17 protein-coding genes are annotated in these 22,301 nt (G+C 64.2%); 4 read left to right on the top strand and 13 right to left on the bottom strand.

The features are described 5' to 3' along the window. The first annotated feature begins 48 nt into the window (after window positions 1-48). Window positions 49-1,563: an acetyl-CoA acetyltransferase gene (locus FFI89_RS10750; RefSeq protein ID WP_138836300.1), complete on the top strand. Its 1,515-nt coding sequence runs from the start codon at window positions 49-51 to the stop codon at window positions 1,561-1,563. A gap of 119 nt (window positions 1,564-1,682) precedes the next feature. Here FFI89_RS10750 and FFI89_RS10745 read toward each other — a convergent pair whose 3' ends face one another. From FFI89_RS10745 to ltnD, 7 genes are all read right to left on the bottom strand, one after another. Then, window positions 1,683-2,882, bottom strand: a complete 1,200-nt coding sequence (locus FFI89_RS10745) for an efflux RND transporter periplasmic adaptor subunit (RefSeq protein WP_138835450.1) — start codon at window positions 2,880-2,882, stop codon at window positions 1,683-1,685. Beyond that, entirely contained in the window at window positions 2,869-6,051 is a 3,183-nt protein-coding gene (locus FFI89_RS10740; RefSeq protein ID WP_138835449.1) for an efflux RND transporter permease subunit, read from the bottom strand. The genes FFI89_RS10745 and FFI89_RS10740 overlap by 14 nt, the downstream gene beginning before the upstream one ends. 289 nt (window positions 6,052-6,340) lie before the next feature. Beyond that, window positions 6,341-8,368, bottom strand: coding sequence for a methyl-accepting chemotaxis protein (locus tag FFI89_RS10735; protein WP_138836268.1), 2,028 nt, complete (start codon window positions 8,366-8,368; stop codon window positions 6,341-6,343). Window positions 8,369-8,599: 231 nt separating this feature from the next. Next, window positions 8,600-10,291 (bottom strand): methyl-accepting chemotaxis protein, encoded by a 1,692-nt coding sequence (locus FFI89_RS10730; protein ID WP_138835448.1) that lies wholly within the window; start codon window positions 10,289-10,291, stop codon window positions 8,600-8,602. A 182-nt stretch (window positions 10,292-10,473) separates the two neighbouring features. Then, window positions 10,474-11,763 (bottom strand): 3-oxo-tetronate kinase, encoded by a 1,290-nt coding sequence (otnK, locus tag FFI89_RS10725; RefSeq protein ID WP_138835447.1) that lies wholly within the window; start codon window positions 11,761-11,763, stop codon window positions 10,474-10,476. Then, the gene (otnI, locus tag FFI89_RS10720) at window positions 11,760-12,542 is read right to left on the bottom strand and encodes a 2-oxo-tetronate isomerase (protein WP_138835444.1); all 783 of its coding nucleotides are present in this window, start codon (window positions 12,540-12,542) and stop codon (window positions 11,760-11,762) included. Before otnI ends, otnK begins: the two co-directional genes overlap by 4 nt. Before the next feature lie 24 nt (window positions 12,543-12,566). After that, window positions 12,567-13,481 carry an L-threonate dehydrogenase gene (ltnD, locus tag FFI89_RS10715; protein WP_138835442.1) on the bottom strand — a complete coding sequence of 305 codons (915 nt, stop codon included), beginning with the start codon at window positions 13,479-13,481 and terminating at the stop codon, window positions 12,567-12,569. A gap of 99 nt (window positions 13,482-13,580) precedes the next feature. Between ltnD and FFI89_RS10710 the strand changes: the two genes are divergently transcribed. After that, window positions 13,581-14,240, top strand: coding sequence for an aldolase (locus tag FFI89_RS10710; RefSeq protein WP_138835439.1), 660 nt, complete (start codon window positions 13,581-13,583; stop codon window positions 14,238-14,240). A gap of 121 nt (window positions 14,241-14,361) precedes the next feature. Here FFI89_RS10710 and FFI89_RS10705 read toward each other — a convergent pair whose 3' ends face one another. The 6 genes from FFI89_RS10705 to FFI89_RS10680 form a co-directional block, all read right to left on the bottom strand. Next, entirely contained in the window at window positions 14,362-15,066 is a 705-nt protein-coding gene (locus FFI89_RS10705; protein ID WP_138835437.1) for an ABC transporter ATP-binding protein, read from the bottom strand. Continuing rightward, window positions 15,050-15,784: an ABC transporter ATP-binding protein gene (locus tag FFI89_RS10700; RefSeq protein ID WP_138835434.1), complete on the bottom strand. Its 735-nt coding sequence runs from the start codon at window positions 15,782-15,784 to the stop codon at window positions 15,050-15,052. The genes FFI89_RS10705 and FFI89_RS10700 overlap by 17 nt, the downstream gene beginning before the upstream one ends. Continuing rightward, a complete protein-coding gene (locus tag FFI89_RS10695) occupies window positions 15,781-16,761 on the bottom strand; it encodes a branched-chain amino acid ABC transporter permease (protein WP_138835432.1) in 981 nt (326 codons plus the stop codon). The genes FFI89_RS10700 and FFI89_RS10695 overlap by 4 nt, the downstream gene beginning before the upstream one ends. Next, window positions 16,761-17,594: a branched-chain amino acid ABC transporter permease gene (locus tag FFI89_RS10690; RefSeq protein WP_246669494.1), complete on the bottom strand. Its 834-nt coding sequence runs from the start codon at window positions 17,592-17,594 to the stop codon at window positions 16,761-16,763. Before FFI89_RS10690 ends, FFI89_RS10695 begins: the two co-directional genes overlap by 1 nt. 224 nt (window positions 17,595-17,818) lie before the next feature. Then, window positions 17,819-19,063, bottom strand: coding sequence for an ABC transporter substrate-binding protein (locus FFI89_RS10685; protein WP_138835429.1), 1,245 nt, complete (start codon window positions 19,061-19,063; stop codon window positions 17,819-17,821). A gap of 82 nt (window positions 19,064-19,145) precedes the next feature. Beyond that, the gene (locus FFI89_RS10680) at window positions 19,146-19,967 is read right to left on the bottom strand and encodes a putative hydro-lyase (protein WP_138835426.1); all 822 of its coding nucleotides are present in this window, start codon (window positions 19,965-19,967) and stop codon (window positions 19,146-19,148) included. 119 nt (window positions 19,968-20,086) lie between these two features. On the opposite strand from FFI89_RS10680, the gene FFI89_RS10675 reads away from it, so the two are divergent. Together FFI89_RS10675 and FFI89_RS10670 are read left to right on the top strand one after the other, a co-directional pair. Next, entirely contained in the window at window positions 20,087-21,004 is a 918-nt protein-coding gene (locus FFI89_RS10675; RefSeq protein ID WP_138835423.1) for a LysR family transcriptional regulator, read from the top strand. A gap of 42 nt (window positions 21,005-21,046) precedes the next feature. Further along, entirely contained in the window at window positions 21,047-22,297 is a 1,251-nt protein-coding gene (locus FFI89_RS10670) for a Zn-dependent hydrolase (RefSeq protein ID WP_138835421.1), read from the top strand. Window positions 22,298-22,301 lie beyond the last annotated feature (4 nt).

The following is a 22,301-nucleotide window of genomic DNA, read 5'->3' as shown; positions in this document are numbered from 1 at the left end:
GACGGATGAGAGAGCACCGAACTTACGTCCCGAAAGAGAACCAAAAAAATGTCAAAAACCTCCCTTCCCGAAGACCGCATTCCCGTCATCGTCGGTGTCGGCGAAATCGTCGACCGGCCGACGGATATTGCCGCCGGCCTCGAGCCGCTGACGCTGCTCGAACAGGCGGTGCGGCGCGCGGAAGCCGACAGTGGCGCCAAGCTGATCGGCGAGCTCGGCTCGCTCGACGTCGTCAACTTCCTGAGCTGGCGCTACCGCGATCCCGAGAAGCTGCTTGCGGCGCGGCTCGGCGCCACGCCGGCGCATAATTATTACGGCCCGGTCGGCGGCGAGAGCCCGATCCGCTACATCCACCAGGCGGCGCAGCGCATCGCGCGCGGCGAATGCAGCGTGGCCGCGGTCTGCGGCGCGGAAGCGCAATCGACCGCGACCAAGGCCGAGCGCGGCGGTATCACACTGCCGTGGACGCCGTTCGCCAACGACGTCGAGGAGCCAAAGCGCGGCGCGGTGTTCCAGAAGCCGATGGCGGTGAAGCTCGGCGTCTTCCGCCCCATCACCGTCTATCCGCTTTATGAGTCCGCCACGTCAGCGCATTGGGGCCAGACCCCGCGCGAGGCACTGGCGGAATCCGGCCAGCTGTGGTCGACCTACTCGAAGGTGGCGTCGAAGAATCCGAACTCCTGGATGAAGAAGGCGCTCGCGCCGGACGAGATCACGACGGCGACGCCGGACAATCGCCTGATCGCCTGGCCCTATACCAAGCTGATGGTAGCCAACCCGACCGTCAACATGGGCGGCGCGGTGCTGCTGACCTCGCTGGCAAAGGCCCGCGCGGCCGGCGTGCCCGAGGATCGTTTGGTTTATGTCTGGGGCGGCGCATCGGCGGAAGAGCCGCGCGACTATCTGGTGCGCGACCAGTTTTATGAAAGCCATCCGCAGAACGCGGTGCTGAAAGCCGTGATGGATCTTGTCGAAGGCGACGGCAAGAAGTTCGATGCGATCGAATTGTATAGCTGCTTTCCCTGCGTGCCGAAGATGGCGCGGCGGACGCTCGGCCTCGGCCCCGACGTGCAGCCGACCGTGACCGGCGGGCTGACGTTCTTCGGTGCCCCGCTCAACACCTACATGACGCATGCGGCCTGCGCGATGGTGCGGAAACTGCGCGATGGCGGCAAGCTCGGCCTGCTCTACGGCCAGGGCGGTTTCGTCACCAAGCATCACGGCGTGGTGCTGTCGCGCGAGGCGCCGAAAGGAGCGCTATCGCAGGACACCAGCGTGCAGACGGAGGCCGACCGGGCTAAGGGCGCCGTGCCGGAGTTCGTCACCGAAGCCTCGGGCAAGGGTAAGGCCGAGAGTTTCACCGTGATCTACAAGGGCAAGGGCGAAGTCGAGCACGGCGTGGTGATGATGCGCACGGAGCAAGATGCCCGCGCACTGGCTCGGGTCCCCGCCAATGACGCCGCGACGCTGTCGCATCTCTTGAACATGGACCGCACGCCAGTCGGCACGCTCGGCAATGTCGTGACGGCGGAAGACGGCGTGTTGGAATGGCGGGTGGGGTAGAATCATTTTGCCGTCATGGCCGGGCTTGACCCGGCCATCCACGTCGTTTGTGCGCGGAAGAAAGTAAGTCGTGGATGCCCGGGTCAAGCCCGGGCATGACGAAAAAGAAGCAGCGAGCCCTACCCCTTCACGTCCTGCTTTTCCGACGCGGTGGGCTTACCCTTGGCGCCGGGGCCGACCACGCGGACCGAATCGCCATCGGCGAGGCCGTCCGGCGGCGCGGTGATGATGCGGTCGTCGGCGGCAACGCCTGAGGCCAGTTCGATCTCCTTGCCGAGGTCGCGGGCGATCGTCACCGCCTTGAACAGCACCTTGTCGTCGGGGCCGACGGTCGCGACCCGCAGGCCGTTCTGGTTGAAAATGAGCGCGCTGGAGGGAATGTGCAGCGGCACCGCGTCGCGCTGCAGGTTAAGGCGGACATTGGCGTAACCGCCGGGCATCAGTTCGCCCGCCGAATTGTCCAGCGCGAGCTGCATCCGCGTGGTGCCGGAGGAAATATCGACCGATTGCGAGGAAGCCTCGACGGTCGCCGCAAAGGTGCGGTTCGGATATTCCGGCATGGCGAGCGCGGCCTTGGCGCCGATCTTGATCGCAGGCACGTAGTTCTGCGGCACGTTGACGTAGACGCGCAGCTTGGTGATATCGGAGACCACGAACATCGCCGGTCCCGCGCCGCCACCGGCATTGATCAGCGCGCCGACGTCGGTATCGCGCGAGGTCACCACGCCGTCGAAGGGGGCGGTGATCTTCTTGTAGCCGGCGAGCGCTTCCAGCCGTTCGACATTGGCCTGGCCGGAATTGACCGCGGCCAGCTTGTTGGCGAGGTCGGCGCTGCGCTCGTCGATTTCCTGCGCCGAAACGAAATTCGAGGCCACCAGCGTCTTGCGCCGGTTCAACGTCGCTTCCGACAGCCTTGCGCTCGATTGCTGGCTGACGAGATCGGCGCGGGCCTGCAGCAATTGCTGGTCCAGATCCGGCGCCTCGATCTCCGCGATCACCTGGCCGGCCTTGACCTTGGCGCCGATGTCGGCGTTCCAGCTTTTCAGGTAGCCACTGACGCGGGCCAGGATCGGCGCACGCGAATAGGCCTCCAGCCGGCCCGGCAGATCGATGGTGGGAGTAAGCGCCCGGCCGCTCGGCAGCGCGACGGCGACCGTCGGAACCGCCTGGTTGTCGGTCCATTCCTTCAACTTCGAACTGGAATCCTCGCGCGCCCGAATACCGGTAGCGACGATCAACCCCGCCCCGACCACCACCACCACGCCGAATATGCCCAGTTTCCGGCGCGAGACCGGGGGGCGCTGTTCAGTGGGCGACATGCGGAATCTCCGGTGAGGCGGCGGCTTTGGCGCCTTGCTTCTTGTGTACCATACTAAATACCACGGGAACAAACATCAGGGTCGCGATCGTCGCGAAGATCAATCCGCCGATCACGGCGCGTCCGAGCGGGGCGTTCTGCTCGCCGCCCTCGCCCAAGCCCAGCGCCATCGGCGCCATGCCGATGATCATCGCCAGCGCGGTCATCAGCACCGGGCGGAAGCGGACGAAACCGGCTTCCAGCGCCGCCGCAACGGGATCGCCGAGCTCCTCGTAACGCTCGCGGGCAAAGCTGATCACAAGCACGCTGTTGGCGGTCGCAACGCCCATGCACATGATGGCGCCGGTCAGCGCCGGCACCGACAGCGTGGTCTGGGTCGTAAACAGCATCCAGACGATTCCGGCAAGCGCTGCCGGCAACGCGGTGATGATCACGAACGGATCGGACCAGGACTGGAAGTTCACCACGATCAGGAAATAGATCAGCACGACAGCGCCGAGCAGTCCGAACAACAGGCCGGAGAACGCGCTGTTCATGGTCTGCACCTGGCCGAGCAGCACCACCGACGAGCCCTTCGGCACATCCTTGACGGTATCCGCGATCAGCGCCCTGACGTCGGCGGCAACCGCGCCGAGATCGCGCCCCTGCGGGGTGGCGTAGATCTGCACCATCGACTGGATGTCGTATTGCGAGACGACGGCGCTCGAGGTTGCGCGCTTGACGTCGGCGATGCCGCCGAGGATCGGCGATTGCGGGTTACCGGCGGCAGTGATCGGCAACGCCTGCAGCGCGCTCAGCGAGTCGATCTGGTATTGCGGCGTCTGCATCACGATCGAATAGGACACGCCGTTGTCCGGGTTGAGGTAGTAGGTCGGCGCGACCTGCGAACTGCCGGCGAGGTTGACGACGAGGCTGTTGGTGACGTCGCGCTCGGTCAACCCGACATATTGCGCGCGCGTCCGGTCGACGTCGATGTTGAAGGTCGGGTTGTTGGGCGACTGCTGGAGCCGCGCATCGGCGATGCCGGGAATGCGGCGGATGCGGCTCAGCAGTTTGTTGGCGTAGGCGAAATTCGCCTCGACGTTGGCGCCGCGGATCTGCAGGTCGATCGGCGCCGGCGCGCCAAAATTCAGGATCTGGCTGACGATGTCGGCCGGCAGGAACGAAAAGCTCAATCCCGGAAACAGCCGGGGCAACTGCTCGCGTAGTAGCTGGACATGTTCCGCCGTCGGCTTGTGACCTTCCCTGAGCTTGACCTGGACGTCCGCATCCTGCGGGCCGATCACGCCGGTGTTGTTGTAGGTCATGTTGATGCCGGAAATCGGCATGCCGATATTGTCGGCGAGGGTTTCGATCTCACCGGGCGGAATGATCCTGCGGATCGCCTTCTGCACGTCGGCGAGCTGGTTGGCGGTTTCCTCGACGCGGGTGCCGACCTGGGTGCGGACATGCATCAGGATGTTGCCGGCATCGACCGCGGGAAAGAAATTGCGGCCGAGAAACGGCACCAGCAGGAACGACAGCGCGACTACGGCAAGGAAGCCGGTCACGAACAGCGGCCGCCGTCCCAGCGCCATCGATAGCAGGTCGCGATAGCCGGCGCGGATTCGCTCGAACCGGGCTTCAAAGGCGCGCTGGAAACGCACCAGCGGATTGCGTGTCGGCGGCGGACCACCCTCTTGATGGACGTGTGGCTGCAACAGATACTTCGCCATCGTCGGCACCAGCGTTCGCGACAGGATGAACGACCAGATCATCGCGAACATCACGGCTTCCGCCATCGGCACGAACAGGAAGCGCGCCACGCCGGTCAGGAAGAACATCGGCACGAACACGATACAGATGCACAATAGCGACACGAAAGCCGGCGTCACGATCTGGTTGGCGCCGTCCATGATCGACTGCTCGACCGGCTTGCCCTGCTCCAGATGGTAGTTGATGTTCTCGATGGTCACGGTGGCGTCGTCGACGAGAATGCCGACCGCGAGCGCCAGCCCGCCGAGCGTCATGATGTTGAGCGTCTCGCCGATCGCCGACAGCATGATGATCGCGCCGAGCACCGACAGCGGGATCGAGACCGCAATGATGACGGTCGAACGCCAGCTTCCGAGAAACAGCAGGATCATCACGCTGGTCAGCAGCGCTGCGATAACGCCTTCGGTGGCGACCCCCTCGATCGCGCCGCGAACGAACACCGACTGGTCGCCGATAAAGCCGATCTTCAGGGCATCCGGCAGCGAATCCTTGACGTCGATCACCTTCTGCTTGATGCCGGAAATGATATCGAGCGTCGAGGTCGCGCCCGCCTTCAGCACCATCATCAGCACCGAGCGGTTGCCGTCGACATGCACGATATTGGTCTGCGGCGGGTTGCCGTCACGCACGGAGGCGACGTCGCGGACATAGACCATGGCGCCGTTGACGGCCTTGATCGGCAATCCGCCGAGGTCTTCCATCTTCAGCGGCGAGTTGTTGAGCTGGATGTTGTATTCGAACTGGCCGATCTTCTGGGTGCCGACCGGGGTGATCAGGTTCTGCGCGGCCAGCGCGTTGGCGACATCCTGCCCGGACAATCCGCGGGCCTGCAGCGCGGTCGAATCGAGGTCGATCTGGACCTGGCGTTGCTTGCCGCCGAACGGATAGGGAATGGCGGCGCCGGGCACCGTGACGAGCGGCGTGCGCAACTGGTTGATGCCGATGTCGGCGAGATTCTGCTCGGTGAGCCCCTCGCCCGACAGCGCGACCTGGATGATCGGCACGGTGGACGCGCTGTAATTGAGGATCAGCGGCGGCGTGGCGCCTGGCGGCATCTGCTTGATCAGCGTCTGCGAGATCGCCGTCACCTGGGCGTTGGCGGTGCGAATGTCGACATTCGGCTGAAAGAAGATCTTGATGATGCCGAAGCCGTTATAGGAATTGGCGACGATGTGCTCGATGTCGTTGACCGTGGTGGTCAGCGCGCGCTGGAACGGCGTGGTGATGCGTCCCGACATCTGGTCGGGCGGCAGGCCGGTATACTGCCAGACCACCCCGATCACGGGGATCCGGATGTCGGGAAAGATGTCGGTGGGCGTGCGCAGCGCGGCCAGCGGGCCGATGATCAGGAGAAGCAGTGCCAGCACGACAAAGGTATAGGGCCGGCTCAGCGCAATACGTACCAGTGCGATCATAGAAGAAGTATTCCCGAGCCCGCCGCAGGACAGGAATCGGCGCTGCGGGGCTAATTCGTTCGGCCTGATTTAGCCGAAATGGGGCCAAAAGGCCAAGAGCCGGCGGCGCGGGCGCCCTTCACTTCCCTGGCATAGCTTGTTCCAGGGGGGCAGACCGACCGCGGGTCGCAAGACGGCACTCCATCTCAGCAAAGAGCCCGGCTCCTTTGCGGGCCGGGCTTTTTGTTCGAAGCAGTCATTCCGGGGCGCAACGAAGATCCGAACCCGGAACGACGGGGGAGATCGGCCGTCAGGCCGCCCGTACAGAACTGAGGAACTTGCCGACTTCGAGCTTGAGGCGGTTAGAGTCGCCCGACAGCGATTGCGCTGCCGAAAGCACCTGGGTGGAGGCCGAGCCGGTCTCGGTGGCGCCGCGCTGCACGTCGGTGATGTTGGAGGAGACCTGCTGGGTGCCCTGGGCGGCCTGCTGCACGTTGCGGGAAATCTCCTGCGTCGCCGCGCCCTGCTCTTCCACGGCAGCCGCAATGGTCGAGGAAATCTCCGACAGCCGTTCGATGGTGCCGCTGATTTCCTTGATCGCCGCCACCGAGTCCTGGGTCGCGGCCTGGATGCCGGTGATCTGCTGGCCGATTTCACCGGTCGCCTTCGAGGTCTGCTCGGCGAGCGCCTTCACTTCCGACGCCACCACCGCGAAACCGCGGCCGGCTTCGCCGGCGCGCGCCGCCTCGATGGTGGCGTTGAGCGCCAGCAGGTTGGTCTGTTCGGCGATGGTGTTGATGAGCTCGACGACGTCGCCGATGCGGCTCGCCGCCTTCGACAGTTCGCTGACGCGGTCGTTGGTGGCGCGTGCCTGTCCAACGGCCTCGCTCGCCATCCGCGCCGATTCCTGCACCTGGCGGCTGATCTCGTTGACGGACGACGCCATCTCCTCGGTCGCCGACGCCACCGACTGCACGTTGGTGGAAGCTTCCTCGGACGCCGCCGCCACCATGGTCGTCAGTTGCTGGGCCCGTTCGGCGGTCGACGTCAGCGTGCCGGCGGAGGCTTCGAGTTCGGTCGAGGCCGACGACACGGTCTCGACAATCTCGCCGACCGCACCTTCGAAATCATCGGCGAGCCTGATCATGTCGGTCTTGCGCTGCTCGGCCGCGATCCGGTCCTGCCTGATCTTGGCTTCGGCCTCGTCGCGGGCTTTCTGCTCGGCATTTTCCCGGATCACGACGACCGTCTTGGCGAGGTCGCCGATCTCGTCGCCGCGGTTGGCGCCGGGAATGACGACATCGAGGTTGCCGCCGGCCATCTCGCCCAGCGCGCCGTTAAGCCGCGTCATCGGACGGGCAATGCCGAGGAAAGAAAACACCATCGAGGCGATTAGCGAGCCGATGACGATGACAGTCATGACCAGGTTGATCCGGTTGGCCTGCGCGGTCTCGGTCACAACCTCCTCCTTGGAGGCCTTCGAATTCTTCTGCGCGGTGTCCGTGGTCGATTCCATCAGCTCGGCGGCGTCCGCAACCACCTTGGTGGTGCGATTGGTGATGATGTCGGTCTTCAACTGCTCGGTCTTGACCACGTCGTCATTGGCGGCCAGGAAGCGCTTGACGATTGAATCCAGCGAGCTGATCACAGTCAGCAAGTCGCGATCGTCGGCCTCGCCGCGCAACAGATTGAAAATGGTCTTGAGCGCGGTCTGGGTCTTGGCCATCGACGCGATCATGCTGGCATCGCCGGTGGCGCCGAGCCGCCAGACCATCGCCCGCAGCGCGTTCACCTTGGCGTCGGCCTGGTGCAGCAGCTTTTCGATCTCGGCGCGATTGTCGAGCTTGGCCAGCGCGGGCGCGGCCAATTCCGTATCGATCGCCTTCGTCCATTCGTTCGAAATCGCCGAACGCTTGTCGATCTGCGCGAGCAGCGTGGACTGGGCCTTGCCCAGATCTTCCACGCCGGTCGTAAAATTGTCCATCAGCGACTTGATCCGCTGCAACCGTTCCCTGGTTTCCAGCTTCTGGGCGCTCGCCACCGCCGCATCGAGCTCCTTGACCTCGGAAGCCTTGAACTGCTGCAGGTCGGCAACGGCCTTTTCGACCTCGGCAGGCGTCCTTGCGAGCCGGACCTCGCGGGCCGAGAGCTGCATCTTGCGCAGGTCAAGATGAGCCAAGAGCGCGGCATCGGCCACCCGCTGCGACCGTCCGGCGCGATCGCTGGCGCTGTTGACGGTTGTTTCCGTCATCATCTGGTTGGCCGCCATGCCGACCGCGAGCACGATACCGACGGCGCCGGCCAGACCCAGTTTGTATCCGATCCGATTGAGCTTGATCATGTCGGTGCCCCACATTTCCCCGGAAAACGGCGATTTGCGACGGCAAGCGGATGCCGGCGTCCAGCGCGCGAATTGAGAAGATATCGGGCATCGAACTAGGTCTGGTTAATTTTGGTTCAGTTGAACTACGGAGCACGCATTCCGATTCCGCGTCGAAAACTCGCGTCGCGCGCGAAAAAGCCCGGCTCCCATGGGGAGCCGGGCCTTGATCCTTGGCCGTCCGGGTTGTCAGGCTGCCCGGACCGAATCGAGGAACTTGCCGACTTCGAGCTTGAGGCGGTTAGAGTCGCCCGACAGCGACTGCGCCGCCGAAAGCACCTGCGAGGAGGCCGAGCCGGTCTCCGAGGCGCCGCGCTGCACGTCGGTGATGTTGGCGGAGACCTGCTGGGTGCCTTGGGCGGCCTGCTGCACGTTGCGGGAAATCTCCTGGGTGGCAGCACCTTGCTCTTCCACCGCGGCCGCGATGGTCGAGGAAATCTCCGACAGCCGCTCGATGGTGCCGCTGATTTCCCTGATCGCGCCGACCGACTCCTGGGTCGCCGCCTGGATGCCGGAAATCTGCTGGCCGATCTCGCCGGTGGCTTTCGCCGTCTGCTCGGCCAGCGCCTTTACTTCGGATGCCACGACCGCGAAACCGCGGCCGGCTTCGCCAGCACGGGCCGCCTCGATGGTAGCATTGAGCGCCAGCAGGTTGGTCTGGCCGGCAATGGTGTTGATCAGTTCGACGACGTCGCCGATGCGGCTCGCCGCCTTCGACAATTCGCCGACGCGATCGTTGGTGGCCTTGGCCTGTCCAACGGCCTCGCTGGCCATCCGCGCCGATTCCTGCACCTGACGGCTGATCTCGTTGACCGAGGACGACAGTTCTTCGGTCGCCGACGCCACCGACTGCACGTTGGTGGAGGCTTCCTCGGAAGCCGCGGCCACCGCGGTGGTCAGCGTCTGCGAGCGCTCGGCGGTCGCCGACAGCGTGCCGGCCGAGGCTTCGAGCTGGGTCGAAGCCGACGAAACGGTCTGGACGATCTCACCGATCATGGATTCGAAGTTACGGGTGATGCTGTCGACGCGGCGGCCGCGCTCGATCTTGGCTTCGGCATCCGCGGCGGCGGCCTCGTCGGCGGCCTTCTTGGCAATCAGCGCTTCCTTGAACACCTGCAGCACGTCTGCCATGGCGCCGATTTCGGTCTTCTCGCCCTGATGCGGCACTTCCGCGCTCAGGTCGCCCTTGCCCAGTGCCTGCATCGGGGTGACGATCGAGGCAATGCCGGTGGAGACGTCGCGAACCAGGTAGAAGCTCACGCCGATACCGATGATGACGGCGGCACCGAGAATGACCGCGAGCATCATGAAGGCGGATGCGTAATTGTCGGCGGCATCCTGCGCTGCCTTGTCGGCGCCGGTGTTGTTGAGATCGATGTCCTTCTTCAGGATCTCGTCGGCTTCGAGCCCGATCTTGTTCACCTTCTTGCTGTTGAGCTCATGGGCGTCGTGGGGGATCTTTCCGGCCTCCTTGCGCGACAGCGCCATCACGTCCTCGGTGCCCTGCTTGTATTCGGTCCACTTCTGCACCCACTGGTTATACAGCGCGCGCTCTTCCGCAGACGTGATCATCGTCTCGTAGTTCGCGCGGATCTTGGTGTTGGCCTCGACGACGGTTGCGAGGGTCTTTTCCGCAGCCTGCTTTTCCTCGAGCGTCTCGGCGAGCATGTGCTCGCGGATCACGTTGCGGTAGGTGATGACGCCGGCGCGCAATTCGCCCAGCACTTTGACGCTCGGCATCCAGTTGGTGACGATATCGACGGTGTTGGCGTTGATTGCCCGCATGTTCTTGACCGCGAGCAGGCCCATGCCGGTTATTGCGACCAGCAGGAAGCCGACGACGGTGACGATTTTGGTCCGGATCGAGTACTTCGCGAACATGGCGGGGATCTCTTGATCTTGGGCGGGCGGGCCGATTGTGACGGGGGGGCGGTGAAGCTGATGAGTCGCAAGGAAGCTCCGCCGGCATCAAACCCGACGCCTCCTCAAGTTGAGTTAACAAGTACTTCCGTAAAATTACGGTACGCGACAGACCTCACCAGCAAATGAATGCGGTAAAGCGATCAGCGCATCAGCTTCAACGCATCGGAGAAAAATTCCGTGCCGCCGAAATTGCCCGATTTAAGTGCAAGCAGCATCGCACCGTCTTTTGCGCCGACCGCGCGCAAAACCGGCACGCCTGCAGCGATTTCTGCGCCAACGAGGAATCCGGGAATGCGCAAGCGATCGACGACGGCGCCTGACGTTTCACCGCCGGCGACCACCAGTCGCCGCACGCCGGATCGCACCAGACCTTCGGCGATATCGGCCATCGCCTGCTCGATGGCATGTCCGGCTGCATCGCGGCCATGACGTGATTGCAGAGCTTGAACCTGATCCGGTGCCGAACTGCTCGCGATCAGAACAGGCCCGCCGCTGATTCGCTCGCTCGCCCAGGCCAGCGCGCGCCGCACTTCGTCGGGCCCCGCGATGACCCGCTCGGGATCGAGATGCAGCACGGCCATGGTCTTTTCGGCACTGGCAATCTGCTGCAGCGTCGCCTGCGAACAACTGCCGGCGAGGCATGCCGCCGGTCCGCCGACCGCGGATTCTGATGCCGCTGCGGTCGCGTTCGATGTGACCTTGCCGGAGGCGACCAGCGCCCGGGCAAGGCCGAGTCCGATGCCGGAGGCGCCGACCGACAAACGATGATCCAGCGCGACTCCGCCGATGGTTTCCAGATCGCGGTCGAACACGGCGTCGATAACAGCGGCGCCAAAGCCCTTCGCCACGAGATCGCCGAGGCGCCCGCGAACGGCGTCCGCACCGCGCGTCAGGGTTGCCAGGTCGACCAGCCCGATCCTGGTCTTGCTCTGGCGCGCCAGCACCCGCACGAGGTTGGAGTCGTGCATCGGGTTCAGCGGATGGTCCTTCAGCGGGCTTTCGTTCAGCGGCACGGGGCCGACGAACAGGTTGCCCATATAGACGGTGCGGCCGGTTTCCGGGAACGCCGGCGTCACCAGCACGATCGTGTCGCCGGAATCGGCGCGCAGCGCATCCATCACAGGACCGATATTGCCGGCGTCGGTGGAATCGAAGGTCGAGCAGATCTTGAACAGCACATGACCAGCGCCGCGCCCGCGCAGCCACTTTTCGGCGGCACGCGACCGTGTCACCGCCAGATTTGCCTCGATCGAGCGGCTCTTGAGCGACACCACGACGGCATCGACCTCGGGCAACGCCAGATCGTCCGCGGGCACGCCGATGGTCTGCACCGTGCGCAGCCCCTGACGGCTCAGGGTGTTGGCGAGGTCGGAGGCGCCGGTGTAGTCGTCGGCGATGCAGCCAAGAGACAACTTCGCTGCCAGTTTCACGGCTTTACTCCCGCATAGGATTTGAACCAGCCGAGGCCGTCGATGGTTTTTCCGCGCGGATTGTATTCGCAGCCGACGAAACCGCCATAACCGAGCCGGTCGAGCTCGGCGAACAGGAAGGGGTAATTCAGCTCCTCGCCGTCGGGCTCGTTGCGCGAGGGAATGCTGGCGATCTGGACGTGACCGATAATCGGCATCATCTCGCGCAGCCGCATGGTGACGTCGCCATGGATGATCTGGCAGTGATAGATGTCGAACTGCAGTTTTAGGTTTGGAATCTTCAACTCAACGATCAAGTCGCGGGCGAAAAGAAAGTCGTTGAGAAAATAACCGGGCACGTTACGCGGGTTGATCGGCTCGATCACGACGTCGAGGCCGTGGGGCGCGAAGAACTCCGCTGCCACCGCCACCGATTTGTAAAACGCCTCGACGGCTTTGGGATCGCTGCGATTAGCGATGCCCGCCATCAGATGCACGCGCTTGACGCCGGTCGCCTTGGCGTAAGGCAACGCCGTCTCGAGGCTCTTCTTCAGGTCGTCGAAGCGCGCCGGCAGCGCGGCAAAGCCTTTCTCGCCCGCCTCCCAGTTACCCGGCGGCAGGTTGAACAGCGCCTGCGTCAGGCCGTTCCTGTGCAGGCGTTCGCCGACGGCTTCGGCCGGATGATCGTAGGGAAACAGGAATTCGACCGCGGTGAAGCCGGCCTTCGCCGCCGCGTCGAAACGGTCGAGGAACGGAACCTCGTTGAACATCATGGAGAGGTTGGCGGCAAAACGGGGCATCGAATGTCCTCTTGTGTGTTTTGATTACTTCGGCTCGCCCGGCAGATCGGTGCCGGTAACACGGGCATACATCCGCGCCACCGAGGCGTCGTCGTCGCGGCCCATGCCGGCGCCGGCCGTCATCAGGAACATCTGCAGCGCCGCGGCGGCGACCGGCACCGGGAATTTCGCCGAGCGCGCCATGTCCTGGATGATACCGAGGTCCTTGACGAAAATCTCCACCGCGCTGCGCGGTGTGTAGTCGCCGTCGAGCACGTGCGGCATGCGGTTCTCGAACATCCAGGAATTGCCGGCGGAGGCCGTGATCACTTCATATACCTTCCTGATGTCGAGCCCCTGCCTGGCGGCGAACGTGATCGCTTCCGAAGCGGCGGCGATGTGGACGCCGGCCAGAAGCTGGTTGATCATCTTGAACGCGGCGCCCTGGCCCGCGGCATCGCCGAGCTCGTAGAGTTTTGCCGCCATCGCATCGAGCGCGGGCCGCGCTTTCGCGAACGCAGCCGGACTGCCCGAGGCCAGAATGGTGAGTTCGCCCTGCGCCGCGCGCTGGGCGCCGCCCGAGATCGGCGCGTCCAGATAATGCCGGCCGCTCGCCTCCAGTTGCTTCGCCAGCCGCCGCGCCACGTCAGGATCCATGGTGGCGGAGGAGATAAATACCGCGCCCCTGGCGAGGGTTTCGGCAACGCCGTTGGCGCCGAACAGAATGGTCTCGGTCTGGGCGGCATTGACCACCACGCTGACGACGATGTCGGCGTCCTTTGCCGCTTCCGCCGGTGTTTTGGCGCCCTTGCCGCCGTCGGCCACGAACCGCGCCACGGAATCGGCCGAGACGTCGCAACCGGTGACATCGAGCCCCCTGCGGCGCAGCGAGGTCGCCATGCCGAACCCCATCGAGCCCAGCCCGATTACGGCGACGCGCGGTTTGGCAGTTTCAGGCATGCGGCGATCCCTCAATAGTTTCTGGTTGGTTGCCTCTGGGTATCACGGCTTGGCCGCGCTGCCAAAGCGTGAGACAACCCGAAAAACAGGGAAACCGGAATGAGCGATAGCAGGCTGCGCGAGGAAATCTGCCGTCTCGGCCGCTCGCTGTTCGAGCGCGGGCTGACGCCGGGTTCCTCCGGCAATATCAGCGTCAGACTCGACGACGGCGGCTATATGGTCACGCCGACCAACGCCTCGCTGGGTTTCCTCGATCCGGCGCGGCTGTCCCGGCTCGGCGCCGACGGCAAGCTCCTGACCGGCGATGCCCCGACCAAGGAAGTGCCGCTGCACAGCGCGCTCTACCAGACCCGCGGCGCCGCGCGCGCCGTGGTGCATCTGCACTCCACCCACTCTGTGGCGCTGTCGATGCTGCCGGAGATCGATCCGCGCGCCGCACTGCCGCCGATGACGCCCTATTACCTGATGAAATGCGGCCAGACCGCTTTGGTGCCCTATTATCGCCCCGGCGACGCCGCGGTGGCCGATGCCATCAAGGGGCTGGCCGGCAAATACTCGTCCGTACTTTTGGCCAATCACGGCCCGGTGGTGTCAGGCGACACGCTGGAAGCCGCGGTGTTCGCGATCGAGGAACTGGAAGAGACCGCAAAACTGTATCTGCTGCTGCGCGGGCTGAACCCGCGGTATTTGTCGCCGGAGCAAGTGAAGGATTTGACTGATGTGTTTGGGCTGGTGTTGCCGGAGCATGGGCACGACTAGTCCCTCCCCGTCATTGCGAGCGAAGCGAAGCAATCCATAGCGCCACGAAGCAAGAATGGATTGCTTCGTCCCCTCCGCTCCTCGCAATGACGCGGAAGGGGCTGTGCCCTCTCCGCGACCGTCACATCCCCAGATACGCCTTGCGCACGTCGGGATTGGCACTGATCTCCGCCGCGCTGCCCTGCATCAGCACGCGGCCGGTTTGCAGGATATAGGCGCGGTCGGCGATTTCGAGACACTCGGACATCCGCTGCTCGACGATCAGCACCGTCATGCCGGCGTCGCGGATGCGTTTCACCGCCTGGAAGATTTCGTCGACCAGTTTCGGCATGATGCCCTGCGACGGCTCGTCGAGCATCAGCAGCCGCGGCCGGGTCATCAGCGCGCGGCCGATCGCCAGCATCTGCTGCTCGCCGCCGGAAAGCGTTTCGGCGCGCTGCTCCAGCCGTTCCGACAGGCGCGGAAACAGATTGAACACCAGATCCAGCGGCGCCTCGCGATCGGCTTCGCCGCGGTAGAGGTAGCTGCCGAGCCGCAGATTGTCACGCACCGACAATCGAGGAAACAGCCGGCGGTTTTCCGGCACATAGGCGATGCCGCGTGAGGTGATGACGTGTTGCGCCATGCCGTCGATACGCGCGCCGTCAAAACTGACGGTGCCGGAGCGCGGGCGCTCGGCGCCGGCGATCGATTTCAGCAGCGTCGACTTGCCGGCCCCGTTGGCGCCGGCGACGCAGACGATCTCGCCCTTGGCGACCTCGATCGATATCGCCGAGATCGCGACCAGGCCTTGATAGGCGGTGGTGACTTCATGCACCGACAGCATGACGGTCCCCCAGATAGGCGCTGATGACTTTCGGATCGCGAACCACGTCGGTGGGCTTGCCTTCGACCAGCACCTTGCCGAGATCGAGCACGACGGCGCGATCGACCAGCGGCATCACGATTTCCATCACATGCTCCACCATCAGCACGGTGACGCCGGTTTCCCGCACCCGCCGCACCAGTTCGACGCCGGTCTTGGCTTCGACCGGCGTTAGACCCGTGAGCACCTCGTCGAGCAGCAGCAGTTTCGGCTCGGTCGCGAGCGCACGCGCGACCTCGAGCCGGCGCTTTTCGGAAGGCACCAGGTCGCTCGCCAGCACGTTGACGCGCGGACCAAGGCCGCAGAATTCCAGCACCTCATGCGCCTTGCGCCGGGCATCGCGCATCACCGTGTTGCGGATCAGCGCGCCGACGATGACGTTGTCGATGACGGTCATGGTCTCGAAGCTTTTCACGACTTGAAAAGTACGCCCGACGCCGCGCTGGCAGCGCACGGCGGCCGGCAGAGCGGTGACATCCTCGCCGTCGAACACGATCGAGCCCTGGGTCGGCGGCAGCACGCCCGCGATCAGGTTGAACAGCGTCGATTTGCCGGCGCCGTTGGGGCCGATCAGGCCGACGATTTCGCCACGGCCGACCGAGATCGAGACGTCGCTGTTGGCGACGAGGCCGCCGAACCGCTGCCAGACGCCGCGGGTTTCCAAAAGAGGCGTCGTCATCGCGCCGCCTCCTTGCGCTTGGGCGAGAACAGCCCGATCAGCCCCTGCGGCCGCGCCAGCGAGATCGCGACGATCAGCCCGCCATAGACGATCAGGTCGACACCGCGGCCGGAGCCGCCGATGAAGGAGCGCGTCAGCTCCGTCAGCGGAATCAGAATCACGGCGCCCAGCAGCGGTCCCCACAGCGTCCCGATGCCGCCAAGCACCGCAGGCAGCGCCATCAGCAGCGAGAACTGGAAGCCCATCACGCTTTCAGGGTCGATATAGGAGACGAACTGCGCGTAGAAACTGCCGCCGATCGCGACCAGAAAGGCCGACACCGCCGCCGCGCCCATCTTGGAATTGAACACGACCACGCCGAGGCTTTCGGCAGCCTCCGGATTGTCCTTCACCGCGCGCCACCAATAGCCCCACTTGGAATCTTCCAGCCACCAGGTGACGAACCAGGCCACGCAGGCCAGCCCCAGCGCGAAATAGAAGTATGGCAGCTTGCTGCGGGTGAACTGGAATTTCATCCAGCTATCGCCGCGGACGGGAATATCGATACCGAGCGCGGCTCCCGCCCAGTCCCAGTTGTGGAACAGCAGCAGCCCGATCTCGGCGATCACGATGGTGGCGATGACGAAGTAATGCCCGCGGAGGCGGAAGCAGGGATAACCGAGCGCCATGGCAATGACGGCCGAAATCAATCCGCCGCCGAGCATGCCGAACCACGGCAGCACGCCGAATTTGGTGAACAGCAGCGTGGTGGTGTAGGCGCCGAGGCCGAAATAGAGCGCGTGACCGAGCGATATCTGTCCGCAATAGCCGGACAGGATGTTCCAGCTCTGCGACAGCGCGCCCCACATCAGCGTCAGCACCATGATGTTCTGGACGTAGACGTCCTTGACGAACAACGGCACGGTGGCTGCGATCGCGGCAAGACAGAGGGCGACGATCAGTTCACGGCGACGGCGTTTTGCGAATTCGCTGTCCATCACATCGACCCGAACAGGCCGCGCGGCCGGACGAAGACCACCAGCAGATAGACCGCGTAGATACCGACCGACTTCAGCGACGGCGGCAGGATCATGGCAGTGGTGGCTTCGACGAGGCCGACAATGATGCCGCCGGCAAAGGCGCCGAACACGCTGCCGAAGCCACCCAGCGCCACCGTGACATAGGCGATCAGCGCAAAGGACGCGCCGACATCAGGGTAAATGTAGAAGAAGATCGCCATGATGGCGCCGGCGAGACCGACCAGGGCGGCCCCAAGACCCCAGCCCAGCGCGAACACCCGGTTCTTGTCGATGCCGACCAGCGCCACCGCGCCGGCGTCCTCTCGCGTCGCTTCGAGCGCGCGGCCGAAGTCGGTGCGGTTGATGAAGAAATAAAGCGCGCCGAACGCCGCGATCGACAGCGCCGCGCCGACCAGTTGCGGCTCGGGCAGGAAGATGCCGCCGATCGAGATGGTCTTGCCGCCGAGCCATGAATGGGGGACGCTGCGATAGTCCGGCGTGAAGAAGAACTGCGCCAGCCCGCGCATGACGATGGCGAGCCCGAAGGTGGAGAATATCTGCACCATGCCGGCATTGGCCTTGGCGCGGACCGCAAACCGCACGATGAACAGGTAGATCACCGCCCCGAATACGAACAGCGCCGCCGCGACCAGCGGCGCCGCCAGCAAGGGATCGATCGCGAAGAACGCGAACAGGAAGAACGTCGCATACATCGCGATCATCAGGAATTCGCCATGGGCGAAGTTGACGACGTCCATCAGGCCGAAGATCAGCGCGAGCCCCACGGCAATCAGCCCGTAGAGCAGCCCCATCAACAGGCCGCTCGCCAGACTTTGGACGATTGTTTCGGCTGTCACTGGCGTCGCTCCAGGTCGGAGGCATTATCTTCCTTCATTGCGAGCGAAGCGAAGCAATCCATCGCGCGACAAAAAGAAAGAGTGGACTGCTTCGTCGCTTCGCTCCTCGCAATGACGGAGAGAGCGTCACTTTGATCAATCGTCCCCACTGTCATGGCCCCCGCCCCCGTGCCGGCCGATTACGTCATCGGCCAGGTGGCTTCGGCGACGGCGGCTTGCGGCGGGGAGATGGTGACGAACTTGCCGCCGATATACTGCAGCAGCACCGGATCGGCGTCGTTGTTCTGGCCCAGGTCGTCGAACTTGATGCGCTTCCACGGCATGATGGTCTGTTCGCCGGCAATGTCGGTCGCGGCCAGGGCGTCGCGGATCTTCTCGCCCTCGGTGGACTTGGCGCGGTTGATGGCTTCCGCCATCACGATCAGGCCCATGAACTGCCGCGACGTCAGATCGTTGAAATCCTTGCCCGACTTCTCCTTGAACATGGCGTTGACCTTGCCGACCATCGGCCGCTTGGCGGCGAGATCGAGCGAGAAGGTGCCGCGCGAGATCACGCCTCCGAGCTTGTCGCCGACGGCATCATACAGCGCCTTTTCCGAGAAGCCCGCGTCCTGGGCCACGATGGCGTTGGGCTTGTAACCAAGCTCGGCCATGGTCTTGACCAGCAGGATGCCGTCGGTGGTGTAGCTCGAGGGCATCAGCACGTCGGCATTCGCCGCCTTGAGCTGCTGCACTTCTGATGACAGCGACGGCGAGTTCGAACGATATTTGATGTCGGCGACGATCTTGTAGCCGCGCTCGCCGGCGAGCTTGGTCTGCGCGTTGGCGGAGTCGGTTCCGAAGATCGTATCCTCGTGGAACAGCGCCAGCGTTTCGATCTTGGTGCCCTTCTTCTTCATGGCATCGAAGAAATCGAACATCGCTTGCGAATACATCTCGTCATGCGGCGCGGCGCGGAAATAGTATTTGAGGCCGCGGCGATGCAGGCTCGGCGAGGAGTTGTCGGCCGAGATGAACGGGGTCTGGTAGCGCTCGCAAACCTGGCTGACGGTCACCGCGACCGCGCTCTGATAGGTACCGATGACAGCGCAGACTTTTTCCTGCGTGATCAGGCGTTCGGTCTCGGCGCGGCCCTTTTGCGGATCGGACTGGTGGTCGGCAAACACGAGGCGGATCTTGGCGCCGCCGAGGCCGGGCAAACCTTCGCCTTTGGCCAGCGGCAGATCGAAATCGTAATCCTTGTTGATGATTTCGAGCGCGGTCTCGTAGGCCTTCTGGGCATCGACGCCCTGCTGGGCACTGGCGCCGGAGAACGGATAGATGACGCCGATCACCACTTCGGAGGTCTGCGCGCGGCTCGCGATCGGCGCCAGCGCGGCGGCGGCAGTGGCTCCAAGCAACACGTTACGGCGCGTGATGTTCATAACAAAATCCCCTGTTGGCCAGTAGTTATCGATGAAACGGTTGACGGTTACGGTAAAGCCTCAATGCGCGGCATGGACTGCTTCAAAGCACGGCAAGATGCTTGTTCAGGAGATCGGTCACCAGCATCAGTCCGGGCGCATGCGTGATCGCAAACGGCAGCTTTGCGGCTGATATGACCGATTGCGGCGTCACGCCGCAGGCCCAGAACACCGGGATCTCGTCGTCTGCTACCGGAACCGGATCGCCGTAGTCGGGCTTGGCAATGTCGGCGATGCCGATCGATGAGGGATGGCCGAGATGCACCGGCGCGCCGTGCACGGAAGGAAAGCGCGAGGTGATCTGCACCGCGCGGATCGCATCCGCCGGCTTGAACGGCCGCATCGACACCACCATCGGACCCGCGAACGGTCCCGACGGCTGGCAGGCGATATTGGTGCGGTACATGGGAACGCGGACGTTGCGCTCGGTGTGACGGATCGGCAGGCCGTCCGCCCGCAGCGCTTCTTCGAACGAGAACGAGCAGCCGATTACGAAGGCCACGAGATCGTCGCGCCAATGCGCCATGATGTCGGTCGGTTCTTCCACCACCGCGCCGTCGCGCCAGACCCGGTAGCGCGGCAAGTCGGTGCGGATGTCGAGGTCGATGCCGAGCGCGGGAATGCGGGGATCGCCGACGTCGGACATGCCGATGATCGGGCACGGTTTGGGATTGAGCTGGCAGAACCGGTGAAAAGCGTTGGCGAGTTTCTCGGGCATGATGGCGAGATTGCCCTGGACGAAGCCGTCGGCCACGCCGGCCGTGCTGGAGGCCATGCCGGTGCGGCAGGCGTGCCGGGCCAAAACGCTCGGCGATAAATTGGACGTATCGTCGGCGGGTCGTTCGGTTCTCGCCAAGCTGGTCATCGTTGCAACAGCTCCAATCGGGTCGACATCTACTCCCGCATATGGCTATGATAATGTCTAATCTTGTTTTTTGATCAAGATCGATAAATCTGATTTATCGACTTGTAGGCAGAGTATGCATGGCTGATTTCAAGGCAATTGAGACCTTCATGTGGGTGGTGACGCTCGGCAGCTTCCGCGGCGCCGCCCAGAAGCTCAACACCACCCAGCCGGCCATTTCGCAGCGGATCGCCCAACTCGAGCGCGAGGTGGGGGTCCGGCTGCTGCAGCGCGACCGCCGCATGGTACTGCCGACGCCGAGCGGCCGGCAACTGATGGTCTACGCCGAGAAGCTGATCGGGTTGCGTTCGGAAATGCTGGCCGTGGTCGGCGACCGCTCGGCCATGCGCGGCGTGCTGCGGCTCGGCGTCGCCGAGACCATCGTGCACACCTGGCTCTCGCAACTGATCAAGAGCGTCAATCACGCCTACCCCAATCTTTCGCTCGAAATCGAGGTCGACATTACCTCTAACCTGCGGACCCGGCTGTTGGCGCAGGAAATCGAACTCGCGTTCCTGCTGGGGCCGCTGACCGCGCCGACGGTCAGCAACCGCGTGTTGTGCGATTATCCCGTGGGTTTTCTGGCAAGCCCCGCGCTCGGACTCGGCGACCGCAGGCTGACCGTGCACGACCTGGCGAAATTCCCGATCATCACCTTCCCGCGCAAGACCCAGCCCTACGAGCAGGTGCGCGCGCTGTTCAACCGCCCGGACCTGCCACCAATGCGCCTTCACGCCAGCGCCTCGTTGGCGACCGTCATCCACATGGCGATCGAAGGGCTGGGCATTGCCGTGATTCCGACCGCGATCGTCGAAAACGAACTGGCCGACGGCCGGCTGCAATTACTGACGACCGACCAGCCAATGCCGCTGCTGACGTTTTCGGCGAGCTGGCTCGCCTCCCCCGACACCGTCGCGGTGGAACGCGTGGCCGAACTCGCCGCCAACCTGGCGCGGGGCGGCGTCATTGTTGACGCGCCGCGGCGGGCGCGTCATTGAAAATGCTCGCCTGCGCGCATCGCCTGATCCCGGAATGACCCCATGACAAAAATCGCCTCCAACCTGCAGATCGATTCAGCCCGGCTGTGGGGTACCATTCACGAAACCGCGAAATTCGGCGCCACGCCGAAAGGCGGCGTGCGGCGGCTGACGCTGGGGCCCGAGGACAAGCAGGTGCGCGACTGGTTCCGCAAAGCCTGCGAGGCCGCGGGGCTCGAAGTGCATGTCGATACGCTCGGCTCGATGTTCGGCCTGCGCAAGGGCCGCGACATGTCGAAGGCGCCGGTCGGGCTCGGCTCGCATCTCGATACCCAACCGACGGGGGGCAAATACGACGGCGTGCTCGGCACGCTGGCGGCGCTGGAAGTGGTCCGCACCCTCAACGATGCCGGCATCGAAACCGAGACGCCGATCTGCATCTGCAACTGGACCAACGAGGAAGGTTCGCGCTTCGCTCCGGCGATGATGGCGTCGGCCGCCTATGTCGGCGACTTCACCACCGACGACATTCTGTCGCGCAAGGATATTGACGGCGTCACGGTCGGGGAAGCGCTCGACAGCATCGGCTATCGCGGCGAAAGCCCGGTGGGTCGCCAAAAATTCTCAGGGTTCGTCGAATTGCATATCGAACAGGGCCCGATCCTCGAAGCCGAGAACAAGACCATCGGCGTGGTCGGTTCCGGCCAGGGCGTATTGTGGTACGACGGCCAGATCACCGGCTTCGAAAGCCATGCCGGCTCGACGCCGATGCCGCTGCGGCGCGATGCGCTGGCGACCTTGTCCGAGATCGTGCTGGCGATGGAATCGGTAGCCAAGAAGCACGGACCGAAGGCGGTCGGCACCATCGGCGAGGCCGTGATCGCCAATCCCTCGCGCAACGTCATCCCCGGCGAAATCGCCTTTACCGTGGACTGCCGCAGCGCCGACGCCGCGATCATGGACGCGCTGGACAAGGATTTGCGCGCCGCGATTGCCGAGATCTCCGCGCGACGCAAGGTCGATGTGAAGCTCGATCTGGTCTGGCGCAAGCCGCCGACGCATTTCGATCCCAAGCTGGTGGATGCTGTGGAGGGTGCTGCAAAGATGCTCGGCTACTCGCATCGCCGCATCACCTCCGGCGCCGGACACGATGCCTGCAACCTCAACACCGTGATGCCGGCGGCGATGGTGTTCGTGCCCTGCAAGGACGGCATCAGCCACAACGAACTCGAGGACGCCACGCAAGCCGATTGCGCGGCAGGCGCCAACGTGTTGATGCATACCGTGCTGGCGCTGGCCGGCGTCGCGTCCTGACCGA

Origin of the sequence: Bradyrhizobium sp. KBS0727, from assembly GCF_005937885.2 — a bacterium.
In the GTDB taxonomy this organism is placed as follows: Bacteria; Pseudomonadota; Alphaproteobacteria; order Rhizobiales; family Xanthobacteraceae; genus Bradyrhizobium.
Note: the sequence above shows the minus strand (reverse complement) of the source record. Positions and strands in the feature narration are given on the sequence as shown.

Bases quoted from the DNA above. Each gene is read 5' to 3' on its own strand.
- FFI89_RS10700 (WP_138835434.1), bottom strand. From the start codon at position 15,784: ATGACGACGCCTCTTTTGGAAACCCGCGGCGTCTGGCAGCGGTTCGGC.
- FFI89_RS10710 (WP_138835439.1), top strand. From the start codon at position 13,581: ATGAGCGATAGCAGGCTGCGCGAGGAAATCTGCCGTCTCGGCCGCTCG.
- FFI89_RS10695 (WP_138835432.1), bottom strand. From the start codon at position 16,761: ATGGACAGCGAATTCGCAAAACGCCGTCGCCGTGAACTGATCGTCGCC.
- FFI89_RS10745 (WP_138835450.1), bottom strand. From the start codon at position 2,882: ATGTCGCCCACTGAACAGCGCCCCCCGGTCTCGCGCCGGAAACTGGGC.
- FFI89_RS10750 (WP_138836300.1), top strand. From the start codon at position 49: ATGTCAAAAACCTCCCTTCCCGAAGACCGCATTCCCGTCATCGTCGGT.
- FFI89_RS10740 (WP_138835449.1), bottom strand. From the start codon at position 6,051: ATGATCGCACTGGTACGTATTGCGCTGAGCCGGCCCTATACCTTTGTC.
- FFI89_RS10675 (WP_138835423.1), top strand. From the start codon at position 20,087: ATGGCTGATTTCAAGGCAATTGAGACCTTCATGTGGGTGGTGACGCTC.
- ltnD (WP_138835442.1), bottom strand. From the start codon at position 13,481: ATGCCTGAAACTGCCAAACCGCGCGTCGCCGTAATCGGGCTGGGCTCG.
- FFI89_RS10690 (WP_246669494.1), bottom strand. From the start codon at position 17,594: ATGGGGCTGCTCTACGGGCTGATTGCCGTGGGGCTCGCGCTGATCTTC.
- FFI89_RS10685 (WP_138835429.1), bottom strand. From the start codon at position 19,063: ATGAACATCACGCGCCGTAACGTGTTGCTTGGAGCCACTGCCGCCGCC.
- FFI89_RS10680 (WP_138835426.1), bottom strand. From the start codon at position 19,967: ATGACCAGCTTGGCGAGAACCGAACGACCCGCCGACGATACGTCCAAT.
- otnI (WP_138835444.1), bottom strand. From the start codon at position 12,542: ATGCCCCGTTTTGCCGCCAACCTCTCCATGATGTTCAACGAGGTTCCG.
- FFI89_RS10670 (WP_138835421.1), top strand. From the start codon at position 21,047: ATGACAAAAATCGCCTCCAACCTGCAGATCGATTCAGCCCGGCTGTGG.
- FFI89_RS10705 (WP_138835437.1), bottom strand. From the start codon at position 15,066: ATGCTGTCGGTGCATGAAGTCACCACCGCCTATCAAGGCCTGGTCGCG.
- FFI89_RS10730 (WP_138835448.1), bottom strand. From the start codon at position 10,291: ATGTTCGCGAAGTACTCGATCCGGACCAAAATCGTCACCGTCGTCGGC.